Source organism: Enterococcus sp. AZ088 (genome assembly GCF_051714845.1).
Taxonomy (GTDB): Bacteria; Bacillota; Bacilli; order Lactobacillales; family Enterococcaceae; genus Enterococcus; species Enterococcus faecalis.
The window spans coordinates 2,015,208-2,039,231 of record NZ_JBIOSQ010000001.1 but is presented as its reverse complement, the minus strand read 5'-3'; the positions used below and the strand labels follow the sequence as shown (position 1 = coordinate 2,039,231).

General features: G+C 36.5%; 19 protein-coding genes, 1 pseudogene and 1 other annotated feature. Of the genes and pseudogenes, 15 read left to right on the top strand and 5 right to left on the bottom strand.

Annotated elements, in window-relative coordinates; genetic code table 11:
• The first annotated feature begins 58 nt into the window (after positions 1-58).
• The 14 genes and pseudogenes from IGL17_RS09805 (at position 59) to IGL17_RS09740 (ending at position 16,365) form a co-directional block, all read left to right on the top strand.
• Positions 59-4,363, top strand: coding sequence for a bacterial Ig-like domain-containing protein (locus IGL17_RS09805; RefSeq protein ID WP_104674521.1), 4,305 nt, complete (start codon positions 59-61; stop codon positions 4,361-4,363).
• A gap of 198 nt (positions 4,364-4,561) precedes the next feature.
• Positions 4,562-5,263: a bacterial Ig-like domain-containing protein gene (locus IGL17_RS09800; protein WP_002356634.1), complete on the top strand. Its 702-nt coding sequence runs from the start codon at positions 4,562-4,564 to the stop codon at positions 5,261-5,263.
• On the top strand, positions 5,264-6,700 hold the full coding sequence (locus IGL17_RS09795) for a helix-turn-helix domain-containing protein (RefSeq protein ID WP_002356635.1): 1,437 nt from the start codon (positions 5,264-5,266) through the stop codon (positions 6,698-6,700).
• Positions 6,701-6,943: 243 nt separating this feature from the next.
• The gene (locus IGL17_RS09790) at positions 6,944-8,131 is read left to right on the top strand and encodes an FtsW/RodA/SpoVE family cell cycle protein (RefSeq protein WP_002367107.1); all 1,188 of its coding nucleotides are present in this window, start codon (positions 6,944-6,946) and stop codon (positions 8,129-8,131) included.
• Positions 8,132-8,155: 24 nt separating this feature from the next.
• On the top strand, positions 8,156-8,515 hold the full coding sequence (locus IGL17_RS09785; protein WP_002359675.1) for an arsenate reductase family protein: 360 nt from the start codon (positions 8,156-8,158) through the stop codon (positions 8,513-8,515).
• Between the two features lie 5 nt (positions 8,516-8,520).
• A complete protein-coding gene (locus IGL17_RS09780) occupies positions 8,521-8,835 on the top strand; it encodes a glycine cleavage system protein H (protein ID WP_011109554.1) in 315 nt (104 codons plus the stop codon).
• 53 nt (positions 8,836-8,888) lie between these two features.
• Positions 8,889-9,136 (top strand) — a binding site (T-box leader).
• A gap of 113 nt (positions 9,137-9,249) precedes the next feature.
• Positions 9,250-10,287 carry a methionine ABC transporter ATP-binding protein gene (locus IGL17_RS09775; RefSeq protein WP_002364465.1) on the top strand — a complete coding sequence of 346 codons (1,038 nt, stop codon included), beginning with the start codon at positions 9,250-9,252 and terminating at the stop codon, positions 10,285-10,287.
• Entirely contained in the window at positions 10,280-10,966 is a 687-nt protein-coding gene (locus IGL17_RS09770) for a methionine ABC transporter permease (protein WP_002362617.1), read from the top strand. The genes IGL17_RS09775 and IGL17_RS09770 overlap by 8 nt, the downstream gene beginning before the upstream one ends.
• A 14-nt stretch (positions 10,967-10,980) precedes the next feature.
• Entirely contained in the window at positions 10,981-11,799 is an 819-nt protein-coding gene (locus IGL17_RS09765) for a MetQ/NlpA family ABC transporter substrate-binding protein (protein ID WP_002359679.1), read from the top strand.
• A 347-nt stretch (positions 11,800-12,146) separates the two neighbouring features.
• Entirely contained in the window at positions 12,147-12,962 is an 816-nt protein-coding gene (locus IGL17_RS09760) for an isoprenyl transferase (RefSeq protein WP_016618391.1), read from the top strand.
• Entirely contained in the window at positions 12,959-13,759 is an 801-nt protein-coding gene (locus IGL17_RS09755; protein WP_002397120.1) for a phosphatidate cytidylyltransferase, read from the top strand. The genes IGL17_RS09760 and IGL17_RS09755 overlap by 4 nt, the downstream gene beginning before the upstream one ends.
• 763 nt (positions 13,760-14,522) lie before the next feature.
• Positions 14,523-15,173, top strand: coding sequence for a hypothetical protein (locus IGL17_RS09750; protein ID WP_010823866.1), 651 nt, complete (start codon positions 14,523-14,525; stop codon positions 15,171-15,173).
• A gap of 87 nt (positions 15,174-15,260) precedes the next feature.
• Positions 15,261-15,487 (top strand): annotated as a pseudogene (locus IGL17_RS09745) (hypothetical protein).
• Positions 15,488-15,633: 146 nt separating this feature from the next.
• Positions 15,634-16,365, top strand: coding sequence for an HAD family hydrolase (locus IGL17_RS09740; RefSeq protein WP_016618390.1), 732 nt, complete (start codon positions 15,634-15,636; stop codon positions 16,363-16,365).
• 23 nt (positions 16,366-16,388) lie between these two features.
• Here IGL17_RS09740 and IGL17_RS09735 read toward each other — a convergent pair whose 3' ends face one another.
• From IGL17_RS09735 to IGL17_RS09715, 5 genes are all read right to left on the bottom strand, one after another.
• On the bottom strand, positions 16,389-17,501 hold the full coding sequence (locus IGL17_RS09735; protein WP_016618389.1) for an SHOCT domain-containing protein: 1,113 nt from the start codon (positions 17,499-17,501) through the stop codon (positions 16,389-16,391).
• 101 nt (positions 17,502-17,602) lie between these two features.
• Positions 17,603-18,154, bottom strand: a complete 552-nt coding sequence (locus tag IGL17_RS09730; protein WP_010783600.1) for a DUF5067 domain-containing protein — start codon at positions 18,152-18,154, stop codon at positions 17,603-17,605.
• 222 nt (positions 18,155-18,376) lie between these two features.
• The gene (locus IGL17_RS09725; protein ID WP_016618388.1) at positions 18,377-19,186 is read right to left on the bottom strand and encodes a TPM domain-containing protein; all 810 of its coding nucleotides are present in this window, start codon (positions 19,184-19,186) and stop codon (positions 18,377-18,379) included.
• Complete coding sequence (locus IGL17_RS09720; protein WP_002359695.1) at positions 19,183-20,328, bottom strand: hypothetical protein; 1,146 nt, start codon at positions 20,326-20,328, stop codon at positions 19,183-19,185. Before IGL17_RS09720 ends, IGL17_RS09725 begins: the two co-directional genes overlap by 4 nt.
• 103 nt (positions 20,329-20,431) lie before the next feature.
• The gene (locus IGL17_RS09715) at positions 20,432-21,664 is read right to left on the bottom strand and encodes an SPFH domain-containing protein (protein ID WP_002356656.1); all 1,233 of its coding nucleotides are present in this window, start codon (positions 21,662-21,664) and stop codon (positions 20,432-20,434) included.
• Between the two features lie 207 nt (positions 21,665-21,871).
• Between IGL17_RS09715 and pbp4 the strand changes: the two genes are divergently transcribed.
• Positions 21,872-23,914, top strand: coding sequence for a penicillin-binding protein PBP4(5) (gene pbp4, locus IGL17_RS09710; RefSeq protein WP_010712696.1), 2,043 nt, complete (start codon positions 21,872-21,874; stop codon positions 23,912-23,914).
• The last annotated feature ends 110 nt before the right edge of the window (positions 23,915-24,024 follow it).

Genomic DNA, 24,024 nt, shown 5'->3' with positions numbered 1-24,024 from the left:
GTTTCATTTTTAACAAGCTATTATTAGGTTATATGAATTTTATTGAAAGGGGATTAGTATGAAGAAAAAAACTTTTTCTTTTGTGATGTTAAGTATACTTCTCGCACAAAATTTCGGTTTTGCCGTAAATGCCTATGCTGTAACAACGACAGAAGCACAAACAGAGACCACTGATACAGCAAAAAAAGAGGCAGAGTTATCGAACTCAACACCATCTTTACCTTTAGAAACAACGAATACTTCAGAAATGAATCAACCAACTGCAACAACTGAATCGCAAACCACAGAGGCGAGCACAACAGCTTCCAGTGGTGCTACACCATCTGAACAACAAACAACGGAGGACAAGGACACCTCACTTAATGAAAAAGCCCTACCAGATGTTCAAGCGCCAATTACAGATGAACTACTTGACAGTATGAGTCTTGCGCCGATTGGTGGAACAGAATACAGCCAAACAGAGGTTCACCGCGAATTAAATACAACACCGGTAACCGCTACGTTCCAATTTGCTGTTGGAAACACAGGTTATGCACCTGGATCAGTTTATACAGTTCAATTACCAGAACATTTAGGTTATTCAACTGTTAGCGGAGAAGTGACAGGCATTGGCGCAACTTGGGCAGTCGATGCGGCAACCAAAACATTAAGTATTACGTTTAATCAACGAGTTTCAGATACTTCCTTTAAAGTAGAACTAAAAAGTTATCTAACAACAGAGGCGGAACCATTAATCAAAATTGAAACTCCAGGAAAAAATAAAAAAACCTACTCGTTTGATTTATATGAACAAGTGGAACCAATTCAATATAACGAACGAACCAGAACGACAGGGTTAGATGGCGAAATTTTTTATAATTTAGACCGGACGTTAACTGGCAATCAAACATTAGAATTATTAACAACAGAGACGCCAGGCGCTGTCTTTGGAAAACAAGATAACTTGGAACCTCAAGTTTTCAGTTACGATGTCGACATTAATGGTCAAATTTTACCAGAAACGCAAACCTTGTTAACACCTGGCAAAGATTATATATTAAGCGATAATTCACTCGGGCGGATTGCTGTAACTGTTCCAAACATGAATCAACAAAAAGCCTATTCCTTATCGATTAATCGGACAATTTATTTAGAGAGTGTTTCGGACTACAGTTATTCATTTGATCAGCAATATCCAACAACCAAGTTAGGTTCTCTTTCGTTAAAAAATACGACAGGAACGAATAAAACAACCGATTTTACTGCTAAGACGAGTCAAACAAGTAAAGTAATTGCTGACCGTGAAATGCGTAGTATATCCTATATCAGTTTTCGAAGCAAAGGGAAATATTATGTAACAATTTATGGCACGTTAACAGAAACAAAAATGGGTCAACAAATCGTATTAGAAAGTACAAACGGTCAAGAAATTAAGAATCCTAAATTTATGGCGTATGGTCCTTTATATGAATATGTAAAATTGGAAGACTATTTTGATATTAAAACTGAAGGGGGCAAGCTTATCTTAACGGCCACAAAAGATAGCTATTTAAGAATAAATATTTCTGATTTAACAATGGATTTTGACAAGAAGGACATTAATCTATCATTAAGTACCCCTGTAATTGGTCCCAATAAAGCCATTCAATTAGTATCCGATCAATATATTGAACCAATCGCTATGTTAAATCCTACGAATGCGGAAGCGACATGGGGAAATTATGATCGAAACGGTGCTTATATGAGTGATACCGAAATAGCTGTAGCAGGTAGTAAGGCCAACCCCATTGAAAATTTAGAGATTAAAATAAAGCATCCGCAATATCTATCTGTTAGAGCCACAAAAGATATTTATTTTTCATATTATGTTTTAGGGAAAGATTATACAGTCACACCAACCTCAGATGGTTCGATCATTAAGTTCACTACGCCAATTACAAATGAACTTGAAATTCCAATTGGCTTTAATTACGTGCCAGATAGTTTACCAAAAGATAAAAGTATTCCTTTTGATAAAATTCCTGTGACAATGAGTGCTGATGGCATTTCCCCTATAGAAACAGAAGTAAATACCAATCGACACATTGGTTCTGAACGAACACTTCAAAGTAGTAAAAATCAATTCCTTGTCAATGCACGAAATGATTCTTTTGACTCACTAAGCGTCCGTACAAAAATTCCAGCTGGCGCCGATGTTCTTTTTGACATTTATGATGTTTCAAACGATCAGGTAGATTCAATTTATCCACAATACTGGGATCGTGGCTATTATTTTGATAAACCAATGTCACCAGACAGTCCTGGATACCCAACGATTACTTTTGACGAAAATACCAATAGTTACACGTTTGATTTTGGAAAAACCAACAAACGTTACATTATTGAGTATAAAAATGCCAATGGCTGGATCGACGTGCCAACTCTTTATATAACAGGGACAGCTAAAGAACCACAATCGAATAATAATGAAGGGTCTGCTACGGTTTCTGTTCAAAATGAAGCGTTAGACATTTTGAGTGCAACACAAGCGGCGAATCCAACATTAAAAAATGTAACAAAAACGACAGTAACAACAAAAAATATTGATAATAAAACACATCGTGTGAAAAATCCAACGATTGAATTAACACCAAAAGGCACAACCAATGCTCAAATCGATTTGAATTCTATTACCGTGAAAGGCGTGCCAGAAGATGCTTATTCATTAGAGAAGACTACAAACGGTGCGAAAGTCATTTTTAAAGACTATACATTGACAGAAAACATTACGATTGAATACAATACTGTCTCTGCAAACGCTGGCCAAATCTATACAGAAACAACAATCGACTCTGAAACATTGAACCAGATGTCTGCTAGCAAGAAAAAAGTCACCACTGCGCCAATCACATTGAAATTCTCAGAAGGTGATGCGGAAGGCATTGTTTATTTAGCAACTGCCACATTCTATACGCATAACATAGAGGATGAAAACCAAGCAATTGCGAAGGTTTCTTTTGAACTAATTGATAATGTCACGCATACAGCAACCGAATTTACAACAGATGAAAAAGGTCAATACTCCTTTGATGCCATCATGACAGGTGATTATACTTTGCGAGTAACGAATGTACCGCAGGAATATTCCGTGGATGAAGAGTATTTGACAGGAAAAGCCATTAAGCTGGTCAAAGGAGACAATCAACTAAAAATTCCATTAACTAAAACAATTGATCACAGTCGCTTACAAGTCAAAGATTCAACGATTTATGTCGGCGATTCATGGGAACCAGAAGAGAACTTTATCTCAGCAACAGATAAAACAGGCCAAGATGTCCCCTTCGAAAAAATCACTGTTTCAGGTCAAGTTGATACTAGCAAAGCAGGCGTTTATCCAATCGTTTACAGTTACGAAGGTAAAGAAGAAACAGCTAATGTGACCGTCAAACTCGACCAATCTAAGTTAGAGGTTAAAGATACAACGATTTATGTTGGTGATTCGTGGAAACCAGAAGATAATTTCGTTTCAGCAACAGATAAAACAGGTCAAGACGTTCCGTTTGAAAAAATTGATGTTCAGGGAACAGTGAATGTTGATAAAATAGGCGATTATGAAATTGTCTATAAAAATGGCACAAAAGAAGCGAAAGCAATCGTTCATGTCCGTGATGATAGTCGTTTACAAGTCAAGGATACAACGATTTATGTCGGCGATTCATGGAAACCAGAAGAGAACTTTGTTTCAGCAACAGATAAAACAGGTCAAGATGTCCCATTCGAAAAAATCACTGTTTCAGGTCAAGTTGATACTAGCAAAGCAGGCGTTTATCCAATCGTATACAGTTACGAAGGTAAAGAAGAAACAGCCCATGTGACCGTCAAACCCGACCAATCTAAGTTAGAGGTTAAAGATACAACGATTTATGTTGGTGATTCGTGGAAACCAGAAGATAATTTCGTTTCAGCGACAGATCGTGACGGTCATGCTATATCCTTTGATAAAGTTCAAGTGAAAGGGAAAGTTGATACAAAGAAAACAGGAGAGTACCAGATTTCCTATACCACTGAGCCAGTTAATGAAACCAAACCAGCTGTGCAGTCACGACTTTTCTCAATGTTTTCAAACGAGACACCTCGTCAATTGACGACAGTAGCAACTGTTCATGTGATTGATCGTAATCCTACACCACTACCAGATAAAAATGAGAACAACCAGACTAGTTCCTCAACGAATCAAACCACGATAAAAAGTAGTCAGTATGTCACACATATTGTGAAACCTGACAAGCAAGGACGTTATCCAAAAACGGGAGAACAAACTAATGGTCTATATCGTGTGCTAGGACTTGTTGTGTTACTTATTGTGATTATTAGTGGTATAGTCATCAAGAAGAAACGAAAATAATTAAATGAGCGTGGGGCAAAAGTTTAAAGTAACTTTTGTTCCACGCTTAAAAGATGAATAAGTGCATGAATGAGGGTAGCTGTTTCCTTGGAAAATAGGAAGTTTTACAAGTGACTTTTATTTTAAGAACACCTATTAGCAGGTTTTTCTGTTAAGATAGTTATTTTTATGAAATAGTTTGGAGGAATAATAAACGAGATGAACCAGCGAACTATTTATTATGGTAGTATCGGCACAGCCTTATTTCTTTCTTCAGGAATGTTGATTGCTTCAGTGAATAGCTATGCAAACGAAGCGACAACACCAGGCAAATATACCGTGACTTATGAAGTGGATGGCAAAATTGAAACAGCAACCATTACGGTCAAAGAAAATCAAACGGAACTTAAATTAAAAGACACGTTTTTAGGAGTTAATCAAGCATGGTCACCCTTAGACAATGTCGTTTTTCTAAAAGATAAAGAGGGTCGCCCTTTAAATTTAGAAAATGTAATTATAGAAAATAATGTAAATACTCAAAAAGTAGGCCTTTATTTTGTAACCTTCCGTTACGAGTCATACCTTTCTATTGCGAAGGTGTATGTCAACCCTACTAATTTTGCTGCAGAGGGGAATATGCTTGCAGAGCTTCCTTATAGTCAAGCAATGATTGGCCCAGAAAGACCAATTATTGCCTCGAGACAGGACAAGGAGCAACAAACAAAACAGGAGAAAAAGAAAAATAAAATTGAACAGGAACGAGTAAATAAAAAGGTGCTGTTAAATGATGAGTTGTTGAAAAAAATAGATACGATAGCCCCAGTGGAAATTACTGGAGGAGCGGCAAGTGGGTCCTCTCAATTTGGCACCACTTTAAGCTTCCTGTCAGGCTCACTTTTGTATGGAACAAGGAGAGTTTAAATGGAATTCTTGTTATTAGATGATCGGGAAAATTTAAAATTAGCGATTATTAGAAAGTTAGAGCAACAATATTCATTTTCTGAACGAAAAGATCGTTTATGTAAGCAATTAGCTATTTCTCCTTATTTGCTAGAACGGAACATAACAGAAATCAATGCAGATTTGCAACGCTTTGGTCTGATTAATGAGATGGAAATCAGTGAAAAAAATAATGAAATTTTGTTATCTCAAAGCCTTCGTATTTCTTCAAGTATTATTGAAGAATATTATTTAAAAGACTCGTTAGAATTTAATCTATTAAAAACGATTTTCTTTCATCAGTTTACCTCAATCAAAAAATACGGTGAAAAGCACGGGATGAGTCGAACGGTTGTGTACAAAATTGTTGACCATATCCGGAAAGAATTAGGTCAATACGGTATCAAGTTATCCAAAAATTTACAACTTAGCGGCAATGAAATGGCGATTAGACAATATTTTACTATGCTTTATTACCGAATTTACAAAGATTCTGAAGAATTATATAATCAAACAGATCTTCGCGCAGTTAACCAATTATTGGCTCAATTGAAAGGCTCTTATGAAAATATCACTAATTTTCATTTATTTAAACATTATGTATTGGTGGCGTTAGAACGAACGCAGAGAAAAGCTAATTATTTTTTATCCCAAGAAGAAAATCCATTCGCTTTTGATGAAGAAAGTTCGATTTATCAAGAAATTCAAAGTTGGATCAACGAAGTGATGAAGGCGACTCATGCAGAGAAAAACGCAGAAATTCAAGGAATTATCGGCAATTTATCGGTCTATCAAAGTGAACTTATTTCGGAACATTTGCTGAGTTCTCACAATGAGGCAATTACGGCTACGAAAACATTATTCTTTTCTTATATGCCGTTTACAATTTCGGACGAAGAATTTTATCAAGAAATTGTTCCGATTATTTATCAACATCGTTTTATTACGCCGTTCATCGATATCACCTTACGAATTATGGATTTAGAATTTTTTCAGGAACGCTACCCAATTGTTTTTAATAGCTGTCGTCAGTTTTTATTTGCGTTGGATTGCTCGGCGTTTGAGTTTAGTAAGCTTTCTTTATTTTTTGATTTGCTATTAGTGTTATCCCGTCTTTATGACCAAAGGAATGAAAAAAGCACGATCAATCTTTATGTGAATTTTACGCAAGGAGAAAAATATACTCAGTTTATCAAAGAACAAATCAAAATATTCGAATCTTTCAGCATTCACTTTCATTCAGCGATTCGACCAGATACGGATTTAGTAGTTTCGGATTATTTACCAAAAACGTTATTTTCAGTAAAATGTTTAATTTGGCTAGCGCCCCCGCGAGCCAGTGACTGGCAAAATTTTGGCAACGAAATTGTCCGAATTAATAAAGAGCTACAACAAACGAAACAAAGAAAAAGCGAATAAAAACAGTCGCAACGTGTTTTAGTTGCGACTGTTTTTTGTTACTGACTGTTTATAGTAAACTTTCTCATTATCACTGATGTAAAAAATTTTAAATAAAAGCAAAATAGGATTGAAGAAAAAGAAAAAATTGCTAGTGAAGGACCAATTCTCTAAAGTTTTTCTCAAATATAGTAGAATTCCTTTCTTTTCTTCTGTGAGAAAGATATAATAAAAAACGTATGAACAAAGGAAAAGGGATGACGAATGAATAGAAAAGAGAAAACAAATTTAGATAGTCGAATTGATTACGGCGTGATATTACCAGTGTTTCTTTTATCACTAATTGGTATGCTATCGCTTTACGTAGCGCTTTACAATGATCCAAGCAAACCTAAAATTGGTAGCTTGTTAATGAAACAAGGACTGTGGTATTTAGTCGGAGGATTAAGTATTGTCATTATTATGCATTTTAGCTCAAAATTACTCTGGCGGTTAACGCCCGTTTTTTATGCACTTGGATTAGTATTAATGGGATTACTACTGAAATTCTATGATCCCGTGCTAGCAGAGCAAACAGGTTCTAAAAACTGGATTCGCTTTGGTGGCACCACATTCCAACCATCGGAATTGATGAAGATTGCGTTTATTTTGATGTTGGCCTATATAGTGACCATGCATAATGTTAAATATGTGGACCGAACACTCAAAAGCGACTTTTGGCTAATCGCTAAAATGCTATTAGTGGCGATTCCGGTAATTGTTTTAGTACTTTTACAAAAAGACTTCGGGACGATGTTAGTTTTCTTAGCCATTTTTGGGGGAGTTTTCTTAATGTCTGGCATTACTTGGAAAATTATTGTGCCCGCCTTTATCATAGCTGCTCTAGTCGGAGCTGGAACCATCTACTTGGTAACAACAGAAACAGGAAGAGACTTATTGTCTAAAATTGGCATTAAAGCTTATCAATTTGATCGGATTGATTTATGGCTAAATCCTTTCCATACAGATCCAGATCGCTCATTCCAACCAGCGCTAGCATTAACAGCAATTGGTTCTGGGGGCCTTTTCGGAAAAGGCTTTAACGTGAGTGATGTGTATGTCCCTGTTCGTGAGTCAGATATGATTTTTACAGTTGTTGGTGAAAACTTTGGCTTTATTGGTGGCTGTTTCATTATTTTGTTGTATTTTATTTTAATCTACCGCATGATTCGCGTTTGTTTTGATACAAATAATGAATTCTATGCCTACATTGCCACAGGAATTATCATGATGATTTTGTTCCATGTTTTTGAAAACATTGGAGCAAATATTGGTTTACTACCATTAACTGGGATTCCATTACCGTTTATTAGTCAAGGTGGTTCTTCCATTTTAGGTAACATGATTGGGGTGGGCTTAATTATGTCCATGCGTTACCAACAAGAAACGGTTCGTACCAGAAGTGGCCGTTAAAGAAAGAAGAAAGAAGGGGTAGAAATGTACACACTTTATGAATATCCTAAATGCTCAACTTGTAAAAAAGCGAAAGCGTGGTTAGACCAACAAGGCGTTAAATACCAAGCAATTGATATTAAAGCAACACCGCCTAGTAGTGAACAATTAGCAAAATGGATGAAAGAGACCGGCTTGCCTGTTCGTCGTTTTTTTAACACAAGCGGGGTTTTATATAGAGAACAAGGCTTAAAAGATCTGGTTGACAGTTTTTCTATTGAAGAAGCAAGTCAGCGTTTAGCTGCGGATGGCATGTTGATTAAGCGTCCAATTCTCTTAAAAGACAATACATTTCTAACGAATGGTTTTAAAGAAGCAGATTACGAAGGAGTGCTTGGAAAATGAGTGAAATGAAACAAATCGATCAATTATGGATTTTACCAACAGAAGCAGGTTATAAAATTGGTTTAACTGCCGAAGCCCAAGAGGATTTAGGGAAGATTACTTTTGCAACATTTCCAAAAGTCGGACAAACATTAGCTAAAGGTGATTCTTTAATTGAATTAGAAGCAGAAAAAGCAGTCAGTGAATTCAGTAGTCCATTATCTGGTAAGGTAGTTGCGATTAATGAAGCGGCTGATCAAGAGCCAAGTGCATTAGATGAAGAAAATGCCTGGATTGCTGTTTTAGCAGATGTTGAACCAACAGAATTTGAAAATCTTTAGTCTTACGTTGACAAGGTCAATGTTTATTGCTATAATTTTCTCAATCTAATCAAAAGAAAGCTTTGAAAAGAAGAGTACATGTTAAGGACGTTTGAAGAGAGCCCTGTTTGCTGAGAATGGGTAACAGATTTAAGATGGAAGATGGTCTTTGAGCAGAGTAAGTGAGCGAAGCAGTGAACTTACTACGGGGCGCCCGTTACAGCCAACGGTATGCGAAGAATCAAGTACCGTATGAGGTTATTATTGAGAAATAATAGCGAATTAAGGTGGTATCACGAAATGACAAACTTTCGTCCTTTTTGCTGTAATAGCAAAAGGATGGAAGTTTTTTTGTTTTTATTAAGCAAATTCGTTTCATAAAAAGTGCGAAACCTTCAAAATAAGAAAGTAGAACAGAAAGAAGAGGAGAACAAAATGGCATTAATTGAATTACGTCATGTAAAAAAAGAGTTTTCCGGTAAAGCGGGTAAAGTCACGGCTTTAAAAGATATTGATTTAACGGTTGAATCAGGAGATATTTATGGCATTATTGGCTATTCAGGTGCAGGAAAAAGTACGTTGGTTCGCCTATTGAATGGACTTGAAACACCTACAGAAGGTGAAGTAGAAATTCAAGGACAAGATATTGCATTGTTGCCAAATAAAGAACTACGAAACTTCCGTAAAAAAATTGGGATGATCTTTCAACATTTTAATTTATTATGGTCACGGACGGTCCTAGAAAATATCATGCTCCCATTGGAAATTGCTGGCGTTCCAAAACAAAATCGGAAAAGCCGCGCAGAAGAGTTAATCAAGTTGGTTGGTTTAGAAGGACGGGAAAATGCCTACCCAAGTCAACTCTCTGGTGGGCAAAAGCAACGAGTGGGGATTGCCCGTGCCTTAGCTAACAATCCTGACATTTTGCTTTGTGATGAAGCAACAAGTGCTTTGGATCCGCAGACAACCGATGAAGTGCTAGAATTACTACTAAAAATCAACCAAGAATTAAATTTAACGGTTGTATTAATTACCCACGAAATGCACGTGATTCGTAAAATTTGTAATCGCGTAGCCGTGATGGAATATGGTGAAATTGTTGAAGAAGGTAAAGTAATCGATATTTTCAAAAAGCCTCAAACAGAAATTGCGAAACGCTTTATCCAACAAGAAGCGGATAAAAACATTGAAGAAACGGAACTGGTTGTTGAAGAAATGTTGGAACAATATCCGAATGGAAAAATTGTTCGCCTACTTTTCCACGGCGAACAAGCGAAATTGCCAATTATCTCGCATATTGTCCAAGAATATCAAGTAGAAGTCAGTATTATTCAAGGGAACATTCAGCAAACAAAGCAGGGTGCAGTGGGTTCTCTTTATATTCAATTATTAGGCGAAGAGCAAAATATTCTAGCAGCCATTGAAGGATTACGTAAACTTCGTGTAGAAACAGAGGTGATTGGAAATGAATAATCGTGGCTTAGCAAGTTTCTTTGATTTTTCCCAAATTGATATAAGTAAACTACAAGAAAAAACGATTGAAACACTCTATATGACAGGGATTTCAATCATAGTGGTCGCCATTTTAGGGCTGATTTTAGGACTACTACTTTTTGAAACGTCAGGCAGAAAAGGGATTTTGAGCCGATTACTGTATTGGCTAGTGGCCATTTTTGTAAATATTTTCCGTTCGATTCCGTTTATTATCTTAATCGTTCTGTTAATTCCTTTTACAAAAATTATTTTAGGGAGTATGTCTGGTGTCAAAGGCTCCTTACCAGCATTGATTATTTCCGCAGCACCTTTTTATGCTCGCATGGTCGAAATTGCTTTTCGTGAAGTCGATAAAGGCGTGATTGAAGCAGCCAAAGCAATGGGGGCCAATCGTTTCCAAATAATTTGGAAAGTTCTATTACCAGAAAGTCTGCCAGCACTTGTTTCTGGCTTAACCGTTACAACCATTTCCTTAGTGGGCTACACTGCAATGGCAGCTGCTATTGGAGCGGGCGGTTTAGGAAGTTTGGCGTATCAAGATGGCTTCCAACGTGGTCAAAATACAGTTACCTTAGTAGCAACGATTTGTATCTTAATTATTGTCTTTGCGATTCAATGGATTGGGGATACAGTCGCTAAAAAAATAGATAAACGATAAATGGAGGGAATAAGATGAAAAAACGTACATTATGGTCAGTAATTACTGTAGCAGTAGCTGTCTTAGTTTTAGGGGCTTGCGGCAATAAAAAGAGTGATGACTCGGTCTTGAAAGTTGGAGCTTCACCAGTTCCACATGCAGAGATTTTAGAACATGTAAAACCTTTATTAGAAAAAGAAGGCGTAAAATTAGAAGTGACGACTTATACAGATTACGTGCTACCTAACAAGGCGTTGGAAAGTGGCGATATCGATGCCAACTATTTCCAACATGTGCCGTTCTTTAATGAAGCGGTTAAAGAAAATGATTATGACTTTGTGAATGCAGGTGCGATTCATTTAGAACCAGTTGGGCTTTACTCGAAAAAATACAAATCGTTACAAGAAATTCCTGATGGTTCAACGATTTACGTTAGCTCTTCCGTTTCAGATTGGCCACGTGTTTTAACGATTTTAGAAGATGCTGGTTTAATCACGCTGAAAGAAGGGGTAGACCGGACAACTGCTACTTTCGATGATATTGATAAAAATACTAAAAAGTTGAAATTCAATCATGAAAGTGATCCAGCAATCATGACCACTCTTTATGACAATGAAGAAGGGGCTGCGGTTTTAATTAACTCAAACTTTGCCGTGGATCAAGGATTAAATCCGAAAAAAGATGCGATTGCTTTAGAAAAAGAAAGTTCACCTTATGCCAATATTATTGCGGTTCGTAAAGAAGACGAAAACAACGAAAATGTAAAAAAATTAGTCAAAGTGTTACGTAGCAAAGAAGTCCAAGATTGGATTACGAAAAAATGGAACGGTGCCATTGTTCCAGTCAATGAATAAAAAGAAAAAGACAATAGAATAAAAACTTGAGGTCGGGACAGGCGTGTTAAGCTTCAAGAAATAAGAAGAAAGTTCTGAAAGATGCTTTTTGTCTCTCAAGGACGTTCAGCTTATTTCCGAAGAAGCTGCTCCTGTCCCGTTGTTTATTTAAAATTTTAGGGCTAGGCAGATACATCATGTTGATTTACCTGCCAAGTCTAAGTTTTTTTCTTTTAAAAAAGGACCATAAATGATAAAGTTACAAGGAATTTCTTAATTATCAGGAAAATTCAGGGACTATGCATAGGCATTTGCATTAGTTATTGTTATAATAATTAAGATAGATTTTTTGGAATGGAGGGAAAAAGATGTTACGTTTTTTTCCGCAAAAAAATAAATATGTAGAAGAAGCAAGCCAGTACGCCTTTGATAAAGAAGGCCAAATTCCGCAGCACATTGCCATTATTATGGACGGAAATGGCCGGTGGGCACAGAATCGAAGACTGCCGAGAATTGCTGGACATAAAGAAGGCATGGATACGGTCAAAAAAATAACGAAGCATGCTAGTCATTTAGGCGTTAAAGTTTTAACACTTTATGCATTTTCAACGGAAAATTGGAAGAGACCAACAGATGAAGTCAATTTCTTAATGCAATTGCCTGTTGATTTTTTTGATACATTCGTGCCTGAATTAATTAAGGAAAATGTTAAAGTCAATGTAATGGGCTACCAAGAGTTTCTACCAAGCCATACGCAAGATGCTGTTAAGCGGGCCATTGAGCAAACCAAAGACAATACGGGCATGGTTTTGAACTTTGCTTTAAATTATGGGGCGCGTGCGGAGCTACTAACTGCCATGAAACAGATTGCTACAGAGGTTTCAGAAAAAGCATATACGGCAGATGAGATTACAGAAGAAACGATCGCAGATCACTTAATGACTGGCTTTTTACCCACGGAACTTCGCGATCCAGAATTGTTGATTCGAACAAGTGGGGAAGAGAGAATTAGTAATTTCTTGCTATGGCAAATTGCTTATAGCGAGTTGCTTTTTACAAAAGCATTATGGCCTGATTTTTCAGGAGACACTTTAGAAACCGCGATTGCTTCTTTCCAAAATCGTAATCGTCGTTTTGGAGGTCTAAAAGAAACTACAGAAACAGAAGGGAGCGATCCGCAGTGAGACAACGTGTCATCACAGCTATCGTCGCATTAATCATCTTTATTCCAATTATCTGGTATGGTGGTTTTGCAATTGAGATTGCCGCTGTTGCTTTGGCAGTAGTCGGCGTGTACGAGTTATTCCGTATGAAAGGATTAACGTTATTAAGTTTTGAAGGTATTTTATCAGCATTAGGGGCCGTTTTTTTAGTTATCCCAACAATTAAATGGTTAAACTTTTTGCCGGAAATGCAAACAAATTTCATTTTATTTTATGTCACTGTAATGTTGTTGTTAGGTGCTTCGGTAATTTCTAAAAATACATATACGATTGAAGAAGCTGGCTTTCCAGTTATTGTCAGTTTATATGTAGGGATGGGGTTCCAGAACTTTATTAGTGCCCGTTCCGCAGGTTTTGAAGTCTTGTTATTTGCTTTATTCATTGTCTGGGCAACGGATATTGGTGCATATCTATTTGGACGCCGATTTGGTCGTCATAAATTGATGCCAGATGTTTCACCCAACAAGACAATAGAAGGTGCACTTGGTGGTATTTTATCAGCCGTCGTTGTAGCAGCGTTGTTTTTAGTTTTCACAGCTAATAAAGGGCTATTTCCTTATCCGATGCCGGTGATGCTTGTATTGACGGTTCTATTTTCTATAGTAGGTCAATTCGGTGATTTGGTTGAATCTTCTATCAAACGTCATTATGGCGTGAAAGACTCTGGTAACATCTTGCCAGGACATGGTGGTATTTTAGATCGTTTTGATAGTTTATTATTTGTTTTCCCAATTATGCACTTATGTGGATTATTTTAAATTGATTAACAAAATTTAAAAAAGTATCGTCAAATAAGCAAAAATCCAGAAGAGTCTCTCTTCTGGATTTTTGCTGTTTATTGAGATAATGCGTGAAACACTGACAGGGTATGTTTGAGATAAGTTTAATTTTAAACATGCGGTGGTTTTACTCTTTAATTGACAATAGCCTTCTCTTTAAAGAGAAGGCTATCTAACGAATCAATATTATTATTTTAAAGTTGGATCAGACTATTTCTAGTATTCAAGTATTTTTCATTTAAGCGATGTATTCCCTACCTCTAATACATCCTTGTGTCTCTCTAGACACGCCAGTTTTGAATAAAATCATCAAAACAATTGAATGGTTCGTTTAAAAATATTTTTCGTGTTCTAATTATTATAACATAAAACTCGTCAACTGACCACTAGCTGACGAGTTCATAATTTTTCCAGATAAATAGACAGCCGTTTTCCGCCGACTGTCTAAGATTAAGATAGATTTGTAAAGAAGTGAATAAATGCTTCCTACCCTCTCTTTATAACATGAGGAAAAGAAAACTGCAAAAGATAGCTGTGTTTTTTGAAAAAAAGATCAGCTGGTTTCCGCCAGCTGATCATCCGTTGAAAAGAGATATAAAGAAGTGAATAAAGCTTGCTTTACCTCTATTTTATACCATGTTTTGATTCAAATAACTATTCAGTATTAGTTATACTTAAATAATAAATATGTATACGGATGTATTGTTTTGAGGTATAGTCATAGAGAAAAGAGGGAACGTTTATGAAAAAATTTTGTTTAAGTTATAGCTCTGGTAAAGATTGTTTATTGGCGATGGATCGATTGGTACAAGCAGGAAATCAGCCAGTTGCGTTAGTGACAACATTAAGTGATGAAATTAATCGTTCTTGGTTTCACGGGATACCAATCTCCGTCTTAGAATCAGCAGCCGAAGCGTTAGATTTACCACTTGTTATATCGCATAACAATGAAACAAATTACACAGAAAAAGTGGTTGAGGCACTGCATGAAACTAAAAAATTGGGTGCAGAAACGGTTTGTTTTGGCGATATAGATATTGAACAAAATGGTGCTTGGGATCGCCAAGTTGCATTAAGTGCTGGGCTTGAGCCACAATTACCTCTTTGGCAGGAGAATCGCGAAGCACTTGTCAAAGAATTCTTGGCAAAAGGGTACACAGCAATTATCAAAACGGTCAGCAAAGAGGCAGGTATTCCAATAAAATTTTTAGGAGAACCGTTAAATGAAACATTTATAACGTATCTTAAAGAGCATCAATTAGATATTTGCGGAGAAAACGGGGAGTACCATACGTTGGTAATTGACGGCCCGCTATTTAAAAAGAGGCTCAATTATTATACTTCAGGAATTTATGAAAGTCCTTATGCTTATTCTTTGATTATTGATGCTTAAATGAAAGTAAAAGGACACAAGCTGCCACTTTTTCTAGCGATATGCTATAATTGACTTAAGAAAAGTAGAGAAAGTGAGTGGTTAATTATGGAAGAAACTGTCTTTTTTAATTTAGGAAATGCCCTTGCTTCAAAAAGAGATCAAAAAGAATTAATTAAAGAAGCCCAAATTGCGAAAGATACTCGAAAGATTCCAGGAAAACTGATTATCGTTGAAGATGAAGAAAATGGTACCCATATTTTATTTGATTAGCTGATCAAACAGAACCGTCTGCTGAAACAAAAGAATTCAAAGTAAAAAAAGTGATTGATTAAAAAAAAGCAACGAATTTTTCTAAATTCGTTGCTTTTTTATATTTTTTTACACAAATGATACAAAAAGAATATCAAAATCAAATAAATGATTAGTATACTTGAAGAAACAAATAGGAAGCAAAGCAAACGTTTTGAGGTGTTCTTTCATGGAAAATCGAGGAATTTTATTTGATAAAGATGGTACGTGTATTCGTTTTGATACTCTTTGGCAAGCAGGTTTGAAAGCTTGTTTTGAAACACTAAGTATGTTAGCCCCTCATCATTCAGCAGAAATAAAAAAGACATTAGCTATTCAGAAGCAACGTTTTTTGCAAAAACATTTACTTGATGAAGTCCTTTATCAGGAACTTTATCAGGAATTGGCGCAATTTGAGGAATTAGTCGAACAGGGAATCAGCAGTCGATGGCTGGAGCAATTTTTTTATGATTATTTACGAAAAAATCTGAAAAAGATTGAACCAATTGGTGATTTAAAACAGTTATTTCTTGAGCTAAAACGGAAGAACTATAAAATTGGATTAGCAACTTCAGATACTTTGCCAGCGACTATGTTGATTATGGAATATCTTGGTTTAACAGAAATGTTTGATTTTATTGCGACAGGAGATCGTTACTTACCGAAACCAGATGCGGACATGCTCCAAGCCTTTTGTCAGTCATGTCAATTGAAGTCGACAGAAGTAATTATGGTGGGGGATTCGCTCGTGGATGTTTTCATGGGAACTTGTCATGGCAAAGCAGGAATTGGTGTTTTAACAGGCAACTGCCAGTCAACTGATTTTGAAAAGTTTGAAGTAGCCTATTTCCGTGATATCCATGAAATACCTTATCAAGAATTATGGGAAAATACCAAGAAGAAAAAAATCCTGAAAAGATGACGAGTCTTTTCAGGATTTTTTTATTAATCTAATTGAAGCAATTGCCGTTTCTTTTGTTGAAATTCTTCTTCTGTTAGAACTCCTTCATCAACTAACAGTTTTAAATTTCTTAACTCAGCCATTACGTCTTCAATAGCGCTAGATGAGTTTTTTTGTGAATCAGATAGCTTTGGTTCAATCGGTTGGTTTTCATCACTCTTTATAGGAGTTGGTATTTCTTTTTCTTTTATTCGACGAACAATAGTGTCTAATGATGAAAGGGCTCGTTCGGCGTTGAAACGGGCTCTATCGATCGCTAATTGACGATCAAATTCAGTGGTTTGCTCACTAAGTGTCTTTAAAAAGGAAATAGTGATGGTTGGGCGTTGCAAATCATCTAGATTAATCAAAATATAGACACTACTGACGCGATCATAAGGTACGTTTTCTTCGGTGAAATGGGTATTTTTTTTCTCTAAAATTTTGTAATCAGCGATAATGCTTACTGGCAAAATTTTTGATGAACCAACCAGTCGAAATTTTTTTTCAGGTTCATCGAATTCAATCGAGCCAGCAATAGTTGTTGTAGGATTGAATAGCCGGTTGTCTTCTTGGACATTTCTTAAATCCGTCAATGTCCAAGTTTGGGTATATCCTTGTCCCTGGACACCGAGTTGACCTGCACATTTCTTACAGATTTGGTAATTATCTGAAGTTAAATATTTTCCTTTATTATCCTGACAAAGAGCACATAGATTTCCATAAACTTCAGCATTTTTTTCATTTGCTTTTGCGATTTCAGACTGCTTGTTTATTAACTCTTGCATTTGTTGTAAATCAGCTAAACTTTTTTTATCAACGGACCAAGTGGATACTTTAAGTTTTTTTAAACAGCTTTTTCCTACGCGATAAAAATCACTCGTAAAGTACTTGCCAGTTTCCTCTTCGCAAAGATAACATAAATTTCCCTTTGCTTGCATTGCTTGATCCTTTTTTATAATTTCTTCTTGACGTTTTATAATACTTTCCATTGTTCGATCTTTAATTTCTTTTGGTTTTAACTCTAAATGTTCTGCACAATGTTTACAGATACCGTGATTATCAAAGGTGATGATTTTACCAGGATTTAGATCACACAGTTCGCACATACTTTTCATGGGATGACTCCTTTTTGTTAAGATAAATTAATTTTACCATTCAACTCTATGAAGAACAAACCAAAAAAGCAAGTAGAACTAAGTGCCTACTTGCTTACAGACTATTTAATTGTAATTTCTTCAACAGCGATAGGATCTCCCATGCTGAACATACTGTCTCTGAAAGTAAAAGTTACAGGTTTTGTTTCATCAGCAAATTCATAAGGGTATGCTGCTTGGACAGTTGCGCCAGGATTAACTTTTTTATTTAACATGTCAATTCTATCTTTAATCGGAGAATCATTAACAATTCCATAAGTTAAATCTTCTGTTGTATCGCCGGTATTTTGTGATACGCTAACAAAACTAGAGTATAACATTTGTACATCTTGTGCTTCCTTAGTGTTATTAGTCAAATCAAATAGTACATAAAAGATTGGTTTACCATCGAAACTTGTACCTTTTTGGAATTCGGTGATTTTTAATACACCATCAGGAACAGTCAATGTTCGATCTTTATAAGTCCCTTTATCTTCTTTAGCTTTTGTTTCAGTTGTTGCGGTAGCAGTACTTGAGGTTTTTTTAGTTTTATTAGTGTTGTTTGTTCCAGAACCACATGCACCTAAAATCAGAGTACTAATTAAAACTAATCCTAACATAGAAAATTTTTTCATTTTCACTTTCCCTCCCATAGTTTAGTTAATGATTTGTAGCGCTTACTAAATAGTTGAAAACAATCCCCAATTAAATAACTTTGAACTACAAATCACTTAGTTTAAATGAAAATAAGTATACCGTCCTGTGTAAAAATAACACACCACAGTATACTTATTTTATCATTATTTCATAAAAATAACACCATTATTTTTATGAAATAATTAAAAAAGATAAAAAATCTAAAAACTTCGACCGCCGCCACCGAATGTGCCGCCGCCAGTTGAGTGGGTGGTGCTACCACCACCGCCCATTCCGCCACTGCCGCCATTGTTTTTAGGAATACGACGCGTAGTGATGAAAGAGTTGGTTAACTGATCTGTGCGGGAGGTTAAGTTTAAAGTTGTTTTTTCCCTAAAGGGATATTGATAACTTGAAAATTTTAATTGATATTTAGAAATATTAATGCCTAAGAAGACCAAACTGAGTATCAGCGCAGCAGCAAAAGCAATTACCATTTCCAGCGGGGTAATGACTTTATAACGAGTGATTTTACCTGTTTCGCTGTCCACACGATAGTGCCCCCCAGGAACCCCTTTATTAACAAATGCTTGAGTTTCCTGAACAAAGGTTTGAGCAGCCGCAAAATAATTTCCTTGACTCATCCCATCCATTACTTTATCTAAGGTATCATCAATTCGTGCATCCGTCATATAATCAATCATGTTTCCAGAAGTAGAGATGTAGATTTTCCGTAAGTCCATATCAATGAGAAAAAGAATCGCATTTTGGTCCTTGCCAACTTTATTTAAAAGATAATGATCTGCATATTCTTGTTCATCGTCATAGGTATTATTATTTGTGGTCACAATAAAGACAGAGGCTTTTGTTTTTTCTTCTAAAGGTTGTATCTCTTGCTTTAGTTGGTTGATTTGATCAGGTGTCAGTAATTGTGCGTCATCATCAATTGAATTTTCAGCCGCCGAAACGGGTAGGGCAAGGCCAAAAGCAAGAAGTATTAGGAAAAAAATAGGTAAAAGTCGTTTTTTCATAGGAAATAACCTCCTAATAAAAAGAGTGCTAAGAGTCCAGCGAAAATGCCTAACGTTGCTAGTCCTAAACGAGTGTAACTAATTGGAAGCACTCCGCTTACTTTACCTGTTTGTCCATTCATGGCATAATAATAAACTTTTTTTGATTGTTCCTGACTGCGATAGGTGACTAACCAAATTGGCAAAAGCATATAGTGATTATTTTCTTGGTTTAGAGAAATATCCGTGCGAACATTTGTCAACGTAGTATAACCAGAAGCAGAGTCCCGTAACAATGATTCCGAATAATCTTGTAATTCTTGTTGGACGTGTTTTTTGATTGCTTCATATTCAATATCGCGTTTTTCTGCTTGGAAACCTGCTAGGTATTGGCTTTTGAAAGGCACCGCTTGATCAATTAAAAATGGTTGAACGCCTTCCACCATTTTTTGTTGGACGTTTTTTGACAAGGCATTTTTAACTAATTCTTTAAACGATAATTTTCCTGAACGTCCCACATTGAAACGTTTTGTTTCGGTGTATTCAATATCACCTACGCGCCAAATGCGAATACTTGTGCCAGTAGCTTGGAGTTGTCCATCGACTTCTGCATCAACGACCCAATAGGGGAAGTAAACCCCAGTTAATTTATCAATTTGATTTTTGCTGAAAAAATCTCGGGGAATGAACCATTTTTTCTTGGTCCAAGCGAGAAATTTTTCAATCGCTTCGTCTTTTTCAATTGTAAAGGGTAAGACGTTTTCTGGTAAAAATTCGCCACTTAATCGACCAGCCAAGACAACTGGATTATGGCAATAATAACAGTATGTGGCTGCTGTTGTTGCATCGGTGACAATTTGAGCGCCACAGCTTGGACAATTAAAAATTTCCATTGTGCCTGCATCGGCAGTTGTTTCATTCTCAGTGGTCTCTGTTTGTTGCGTGGCGGAGGATTCTTCTTCCGCTGTGAAAGTCAAATTTTCCTCGGCAGTCGTTGTTGAGGGATTCTCTAAATGCGCCTCATGTTGCTGTTGCTCATAACGAGTCACTTCTTCTTCCGTGTAAATATTTAAACAATATTCACAATGAAATTTTTGATCTTTGGGATTAAATAAGAGCGGGCCGCCACAGTTGGGGCATTTATGGGTAAATGTTGTTTCCATTGCAACCGTCCTTTCTAATAGAGTGAGTAAATAACAGGAATCTGATTCAAAGAAAAAGGGTAGACTTGTGCCTGACCCTTTTCTTTAATTGTTCACTACTTGCTTATAAAGGAACCCCTTGGAATGGTTTACCACAATGTGGACAGAACTTAGGAATACCATTACTTAAGTCAACAATTTCGCTACATTCACTACATTTCATTTCTAATTTTGGTTTTTCGTTTGTTGGTTTTGGTGTCCCACAGTTTGAGCAAAACTTCCCAGTGTTTTCAGTCCCACATTGTGGGCAAGTCCAAGTGTCTGTAGCCCCTTGTGCGTTTTGCTGGTTTTGTTTTTCTTGCATTTGTTGTTGGTTTGTTTGAGACGCTTGTGCAAAGTAGTTGCCATTCGCATTCATGCCCATACCAACGCCCATAAAGCCGCTCATAGCGCCACCTTCATTTTTACCAGCAGCCTCCATACCACGAGCCAAGGAACCTTGAACATAGCCTTCGCGAACACCTGGATCACTGAGCATAGCACCTTCATTTCGCATGTTGATTAATTTAGTTGAATCATCTGTATAAGAAATGCTCGCAACTGCTACAGAAACAATTTCCATGCCGCGATTGGTGCGCCAATCCTCATCAAGCGCAGTTTGCATATATTTGCTTAATTCAACACTTTTTGAGGGAACATAAGAAATACGCTGCCCATCAGCAGACATTTGATTGATTGCTGCTTGCAATGCTGTAATGAACTCTGCCAAATATTGTTCATTAATATCATTAATATCTACTTGCGTTTGATTTTTAGGAATCGCATTAGTATAAAATAGCAAAGGATCTGTAATTTTAATTGAGTAATTTCCGTGTGCACGTAAGAAAAGTTCGGCATTATAAAAATTATCAAAATAGTTTAATGGCGCAGGTGTTCCAAATTTAATGCCTTTAATTTCTTGCAAATTAATATAAAAAACTTGTTGTTTTTGTGGAGTTACGCCACCAAATTTGAAACGACTGAAGGTCTCTGCAATCGCATCTTTTAAAGAACCGTTAAACATTGAAGGCGCAGAATCATTTTTGACTGTATAATAGCCTTCTTCAGCAGTGTAATCGATGATTTTGCCCCCATCGACAAGAAGCATCATCATGTTGGGATAGACATGTACAACAGAACCATCTGTTAAAACATCGTCCGTTCCTTTACGATTAGAACCGCGTTTATCATCTTTACGCACAAAAACACCTTTTGTCATGACGGTTGTGTCCCCCATATTATCAGGTTCAATAACCTCTAGCCATTGATCGGCCAAGCCACCGCCAACTGAACTTGTTGCTGCTTTAATAAGTCCCATGTTCATTCCTCCTAATAAAAAACTAATTGTTACAGCTAGTATACCACACAATGAATGCAGAGAAATCCAACGAAAGCCTGATGAAATGGAAAAAATTGATCAAACTTTATTAAGAAATTAAAAAAAGTATAGGTGAAACACAAGCATTTTAAAAAAAGTTACGTATAATAGAAGAAAAGACATATTATATAGTTAGGGGATTATTGAATGGAACGAAGCAATCGTAATAAAAAATCTTCAAAAAAACCACTTATTCTTGGTGTTTCTGCCTTGGTTCTAATCGCTGCTGCCGGTGGCGGGTATTATGCTTATAGTCAATGGCAAGCCAAACAAGAATTAGCCGAAGCGAAGAAAACAGCTACTACATTTTTAAACGTATTGTCAAAACAGGAATTTGATAAGTTACCGTCCGTTGTTCAAGAAGCTAGCTTAAAGAAAAATGGCTATGATACTAAATCTGTTGTTGAAAAATACCAAGCAATTTATTCAGGGATTCAAGCTGAAGGAGTCAAAGCTAGTGATGTTCAAGTCAAAAAAGCGAAAGACAATCAATACACATTTACCTATAAATTATCGATGAGTACCCCTTTAGGCGAAATGAAAGATTTGTCTTATCAATCAAGTATCGCCAAAAAAGGCGATACCTACCAAATCGCTTGGAAGCCGTCTTTAATTTTTCCAGATATGTCAGGAAATGATAAAATTTCGATTCAAGTAGATAATGCCAAACGTGGAGAAATTGTCGATCGTAATGGTAGTGGGCTAGCAATTAACAAAGTGTTTGACGAAGTGGGCGTAGTGCCTGGCAAACTCGGTTCTGGCGCAGAAAAAACAGCCAATATCAAAGCTTTTAGTGATAAGTTCGGCGTTTCTGTTGATGAAATCAATCAAAAGTTAAGCCAAGGGTGGGTCCAAGCAGACTCCTTTGTACCAATCACAGTCGCTTCTGAACCAGTGACAGAATTACCAACAGGGGCTGCGACAAAAGATACAGAGTCACGTTATTATCCGCTGGGGGAAGCAGCTGCGCAATTAATCGGGTATACAGGCACCATTACTGCAGAAGATATTAAAAAAAATCCAGAGTTAAGTAGTACGGGCGTAATTGGTAAAACTGGCTTAGAACGAGCGTTTGATAAAGAATTAAGAGGGCAAGATGGTGGCTCACTAGTTATTTTAGATGACAAAGAGAATGTCAAAAAAGCTTTACAAACCAAAGAGAAAAAAGATGGTCAAACGATTAAATTAACGATTGACAGTGGCGTACAACAACAAGCTTTTGCTATATTTGACAAACGTCCTGGTAGTGCGGTCATTACCGATCCTCAAAAAGGCGATTTATTAGCAACGGTTAGTTCACCTTCGTATGATCCTAATAAAATGGCCAATGGTATTTCTCAAAAAGAATATGATGCTTACAATAACAACAAAGATTTACCATTCACAGCACGTTTTGCGACAGGCTATGCACCAGGCTCTACCTTTAAAACAATTACCGGTGCCATTGGTTTAGATGCAGGGACATTGAAGCCAGATGAAGAGCTAGAAATTAATGGCTTGAAATGGCAAAAAGATAAATCTTGGGGCGGCTATTTTGCAACACGTGTAAAAGAAGCAAGTCCAGTCAATCTGCGTACCGCTTTAGTTAATTCAGATAATATTTATTTTGCCCAACAAACATTACGTATGGGGGAAGACAAATTTAGAGCGGGTCTTAATAAATTCATTTTCGGTGAGGAACTAGATTTACCAATTGCCATGACGCCTGCTCAAATTTCAAATGAAGATAAATTTAATTCTGAAATTCTTTTGGCAGATACGGGCTACGGCCAAGGCCAATTGTTAATTTCGCCAATCCAGCAAGCTACCATGTATAGTGTTTTCCAAAATAATGGGACATTAGTCTATCCAAAACTAGTTTTAGACAAAGAAACGAAGAAAAAAGACAATGTAATCAGCGCCAACGCAGCGAATACAATTGCCACAGATCTTTTAGGTAGTGTGGAAGATCCTTCAGGTTATGTTTATAATATGTACAATCCGAACTTCTCGTTGGCTGCCAAAACAGGAACAGCTGAAATAAAAGATAAACAAGATACAGATGGCAAAGAAAACAGTTTCCTTCTAACGTTAGATCGTAGTAACAATAAATTCTTAACAATGATTATGGTTGAAAATTCAGGAGAAAATGGTTCTGCAACAGATATCAGTAAACCATTAATTGATTACTTAGAAGCAACCATTAAATAAAAAGAGAAAATGAACGAAACGAGGTTTCTGTAAAAAGAAACCTCGTTTTCCCTTTTTAGAAAAAGGAAAGTGTGCTACAATGAAGCGACTAAATTGTAGAAGGAAAGGGA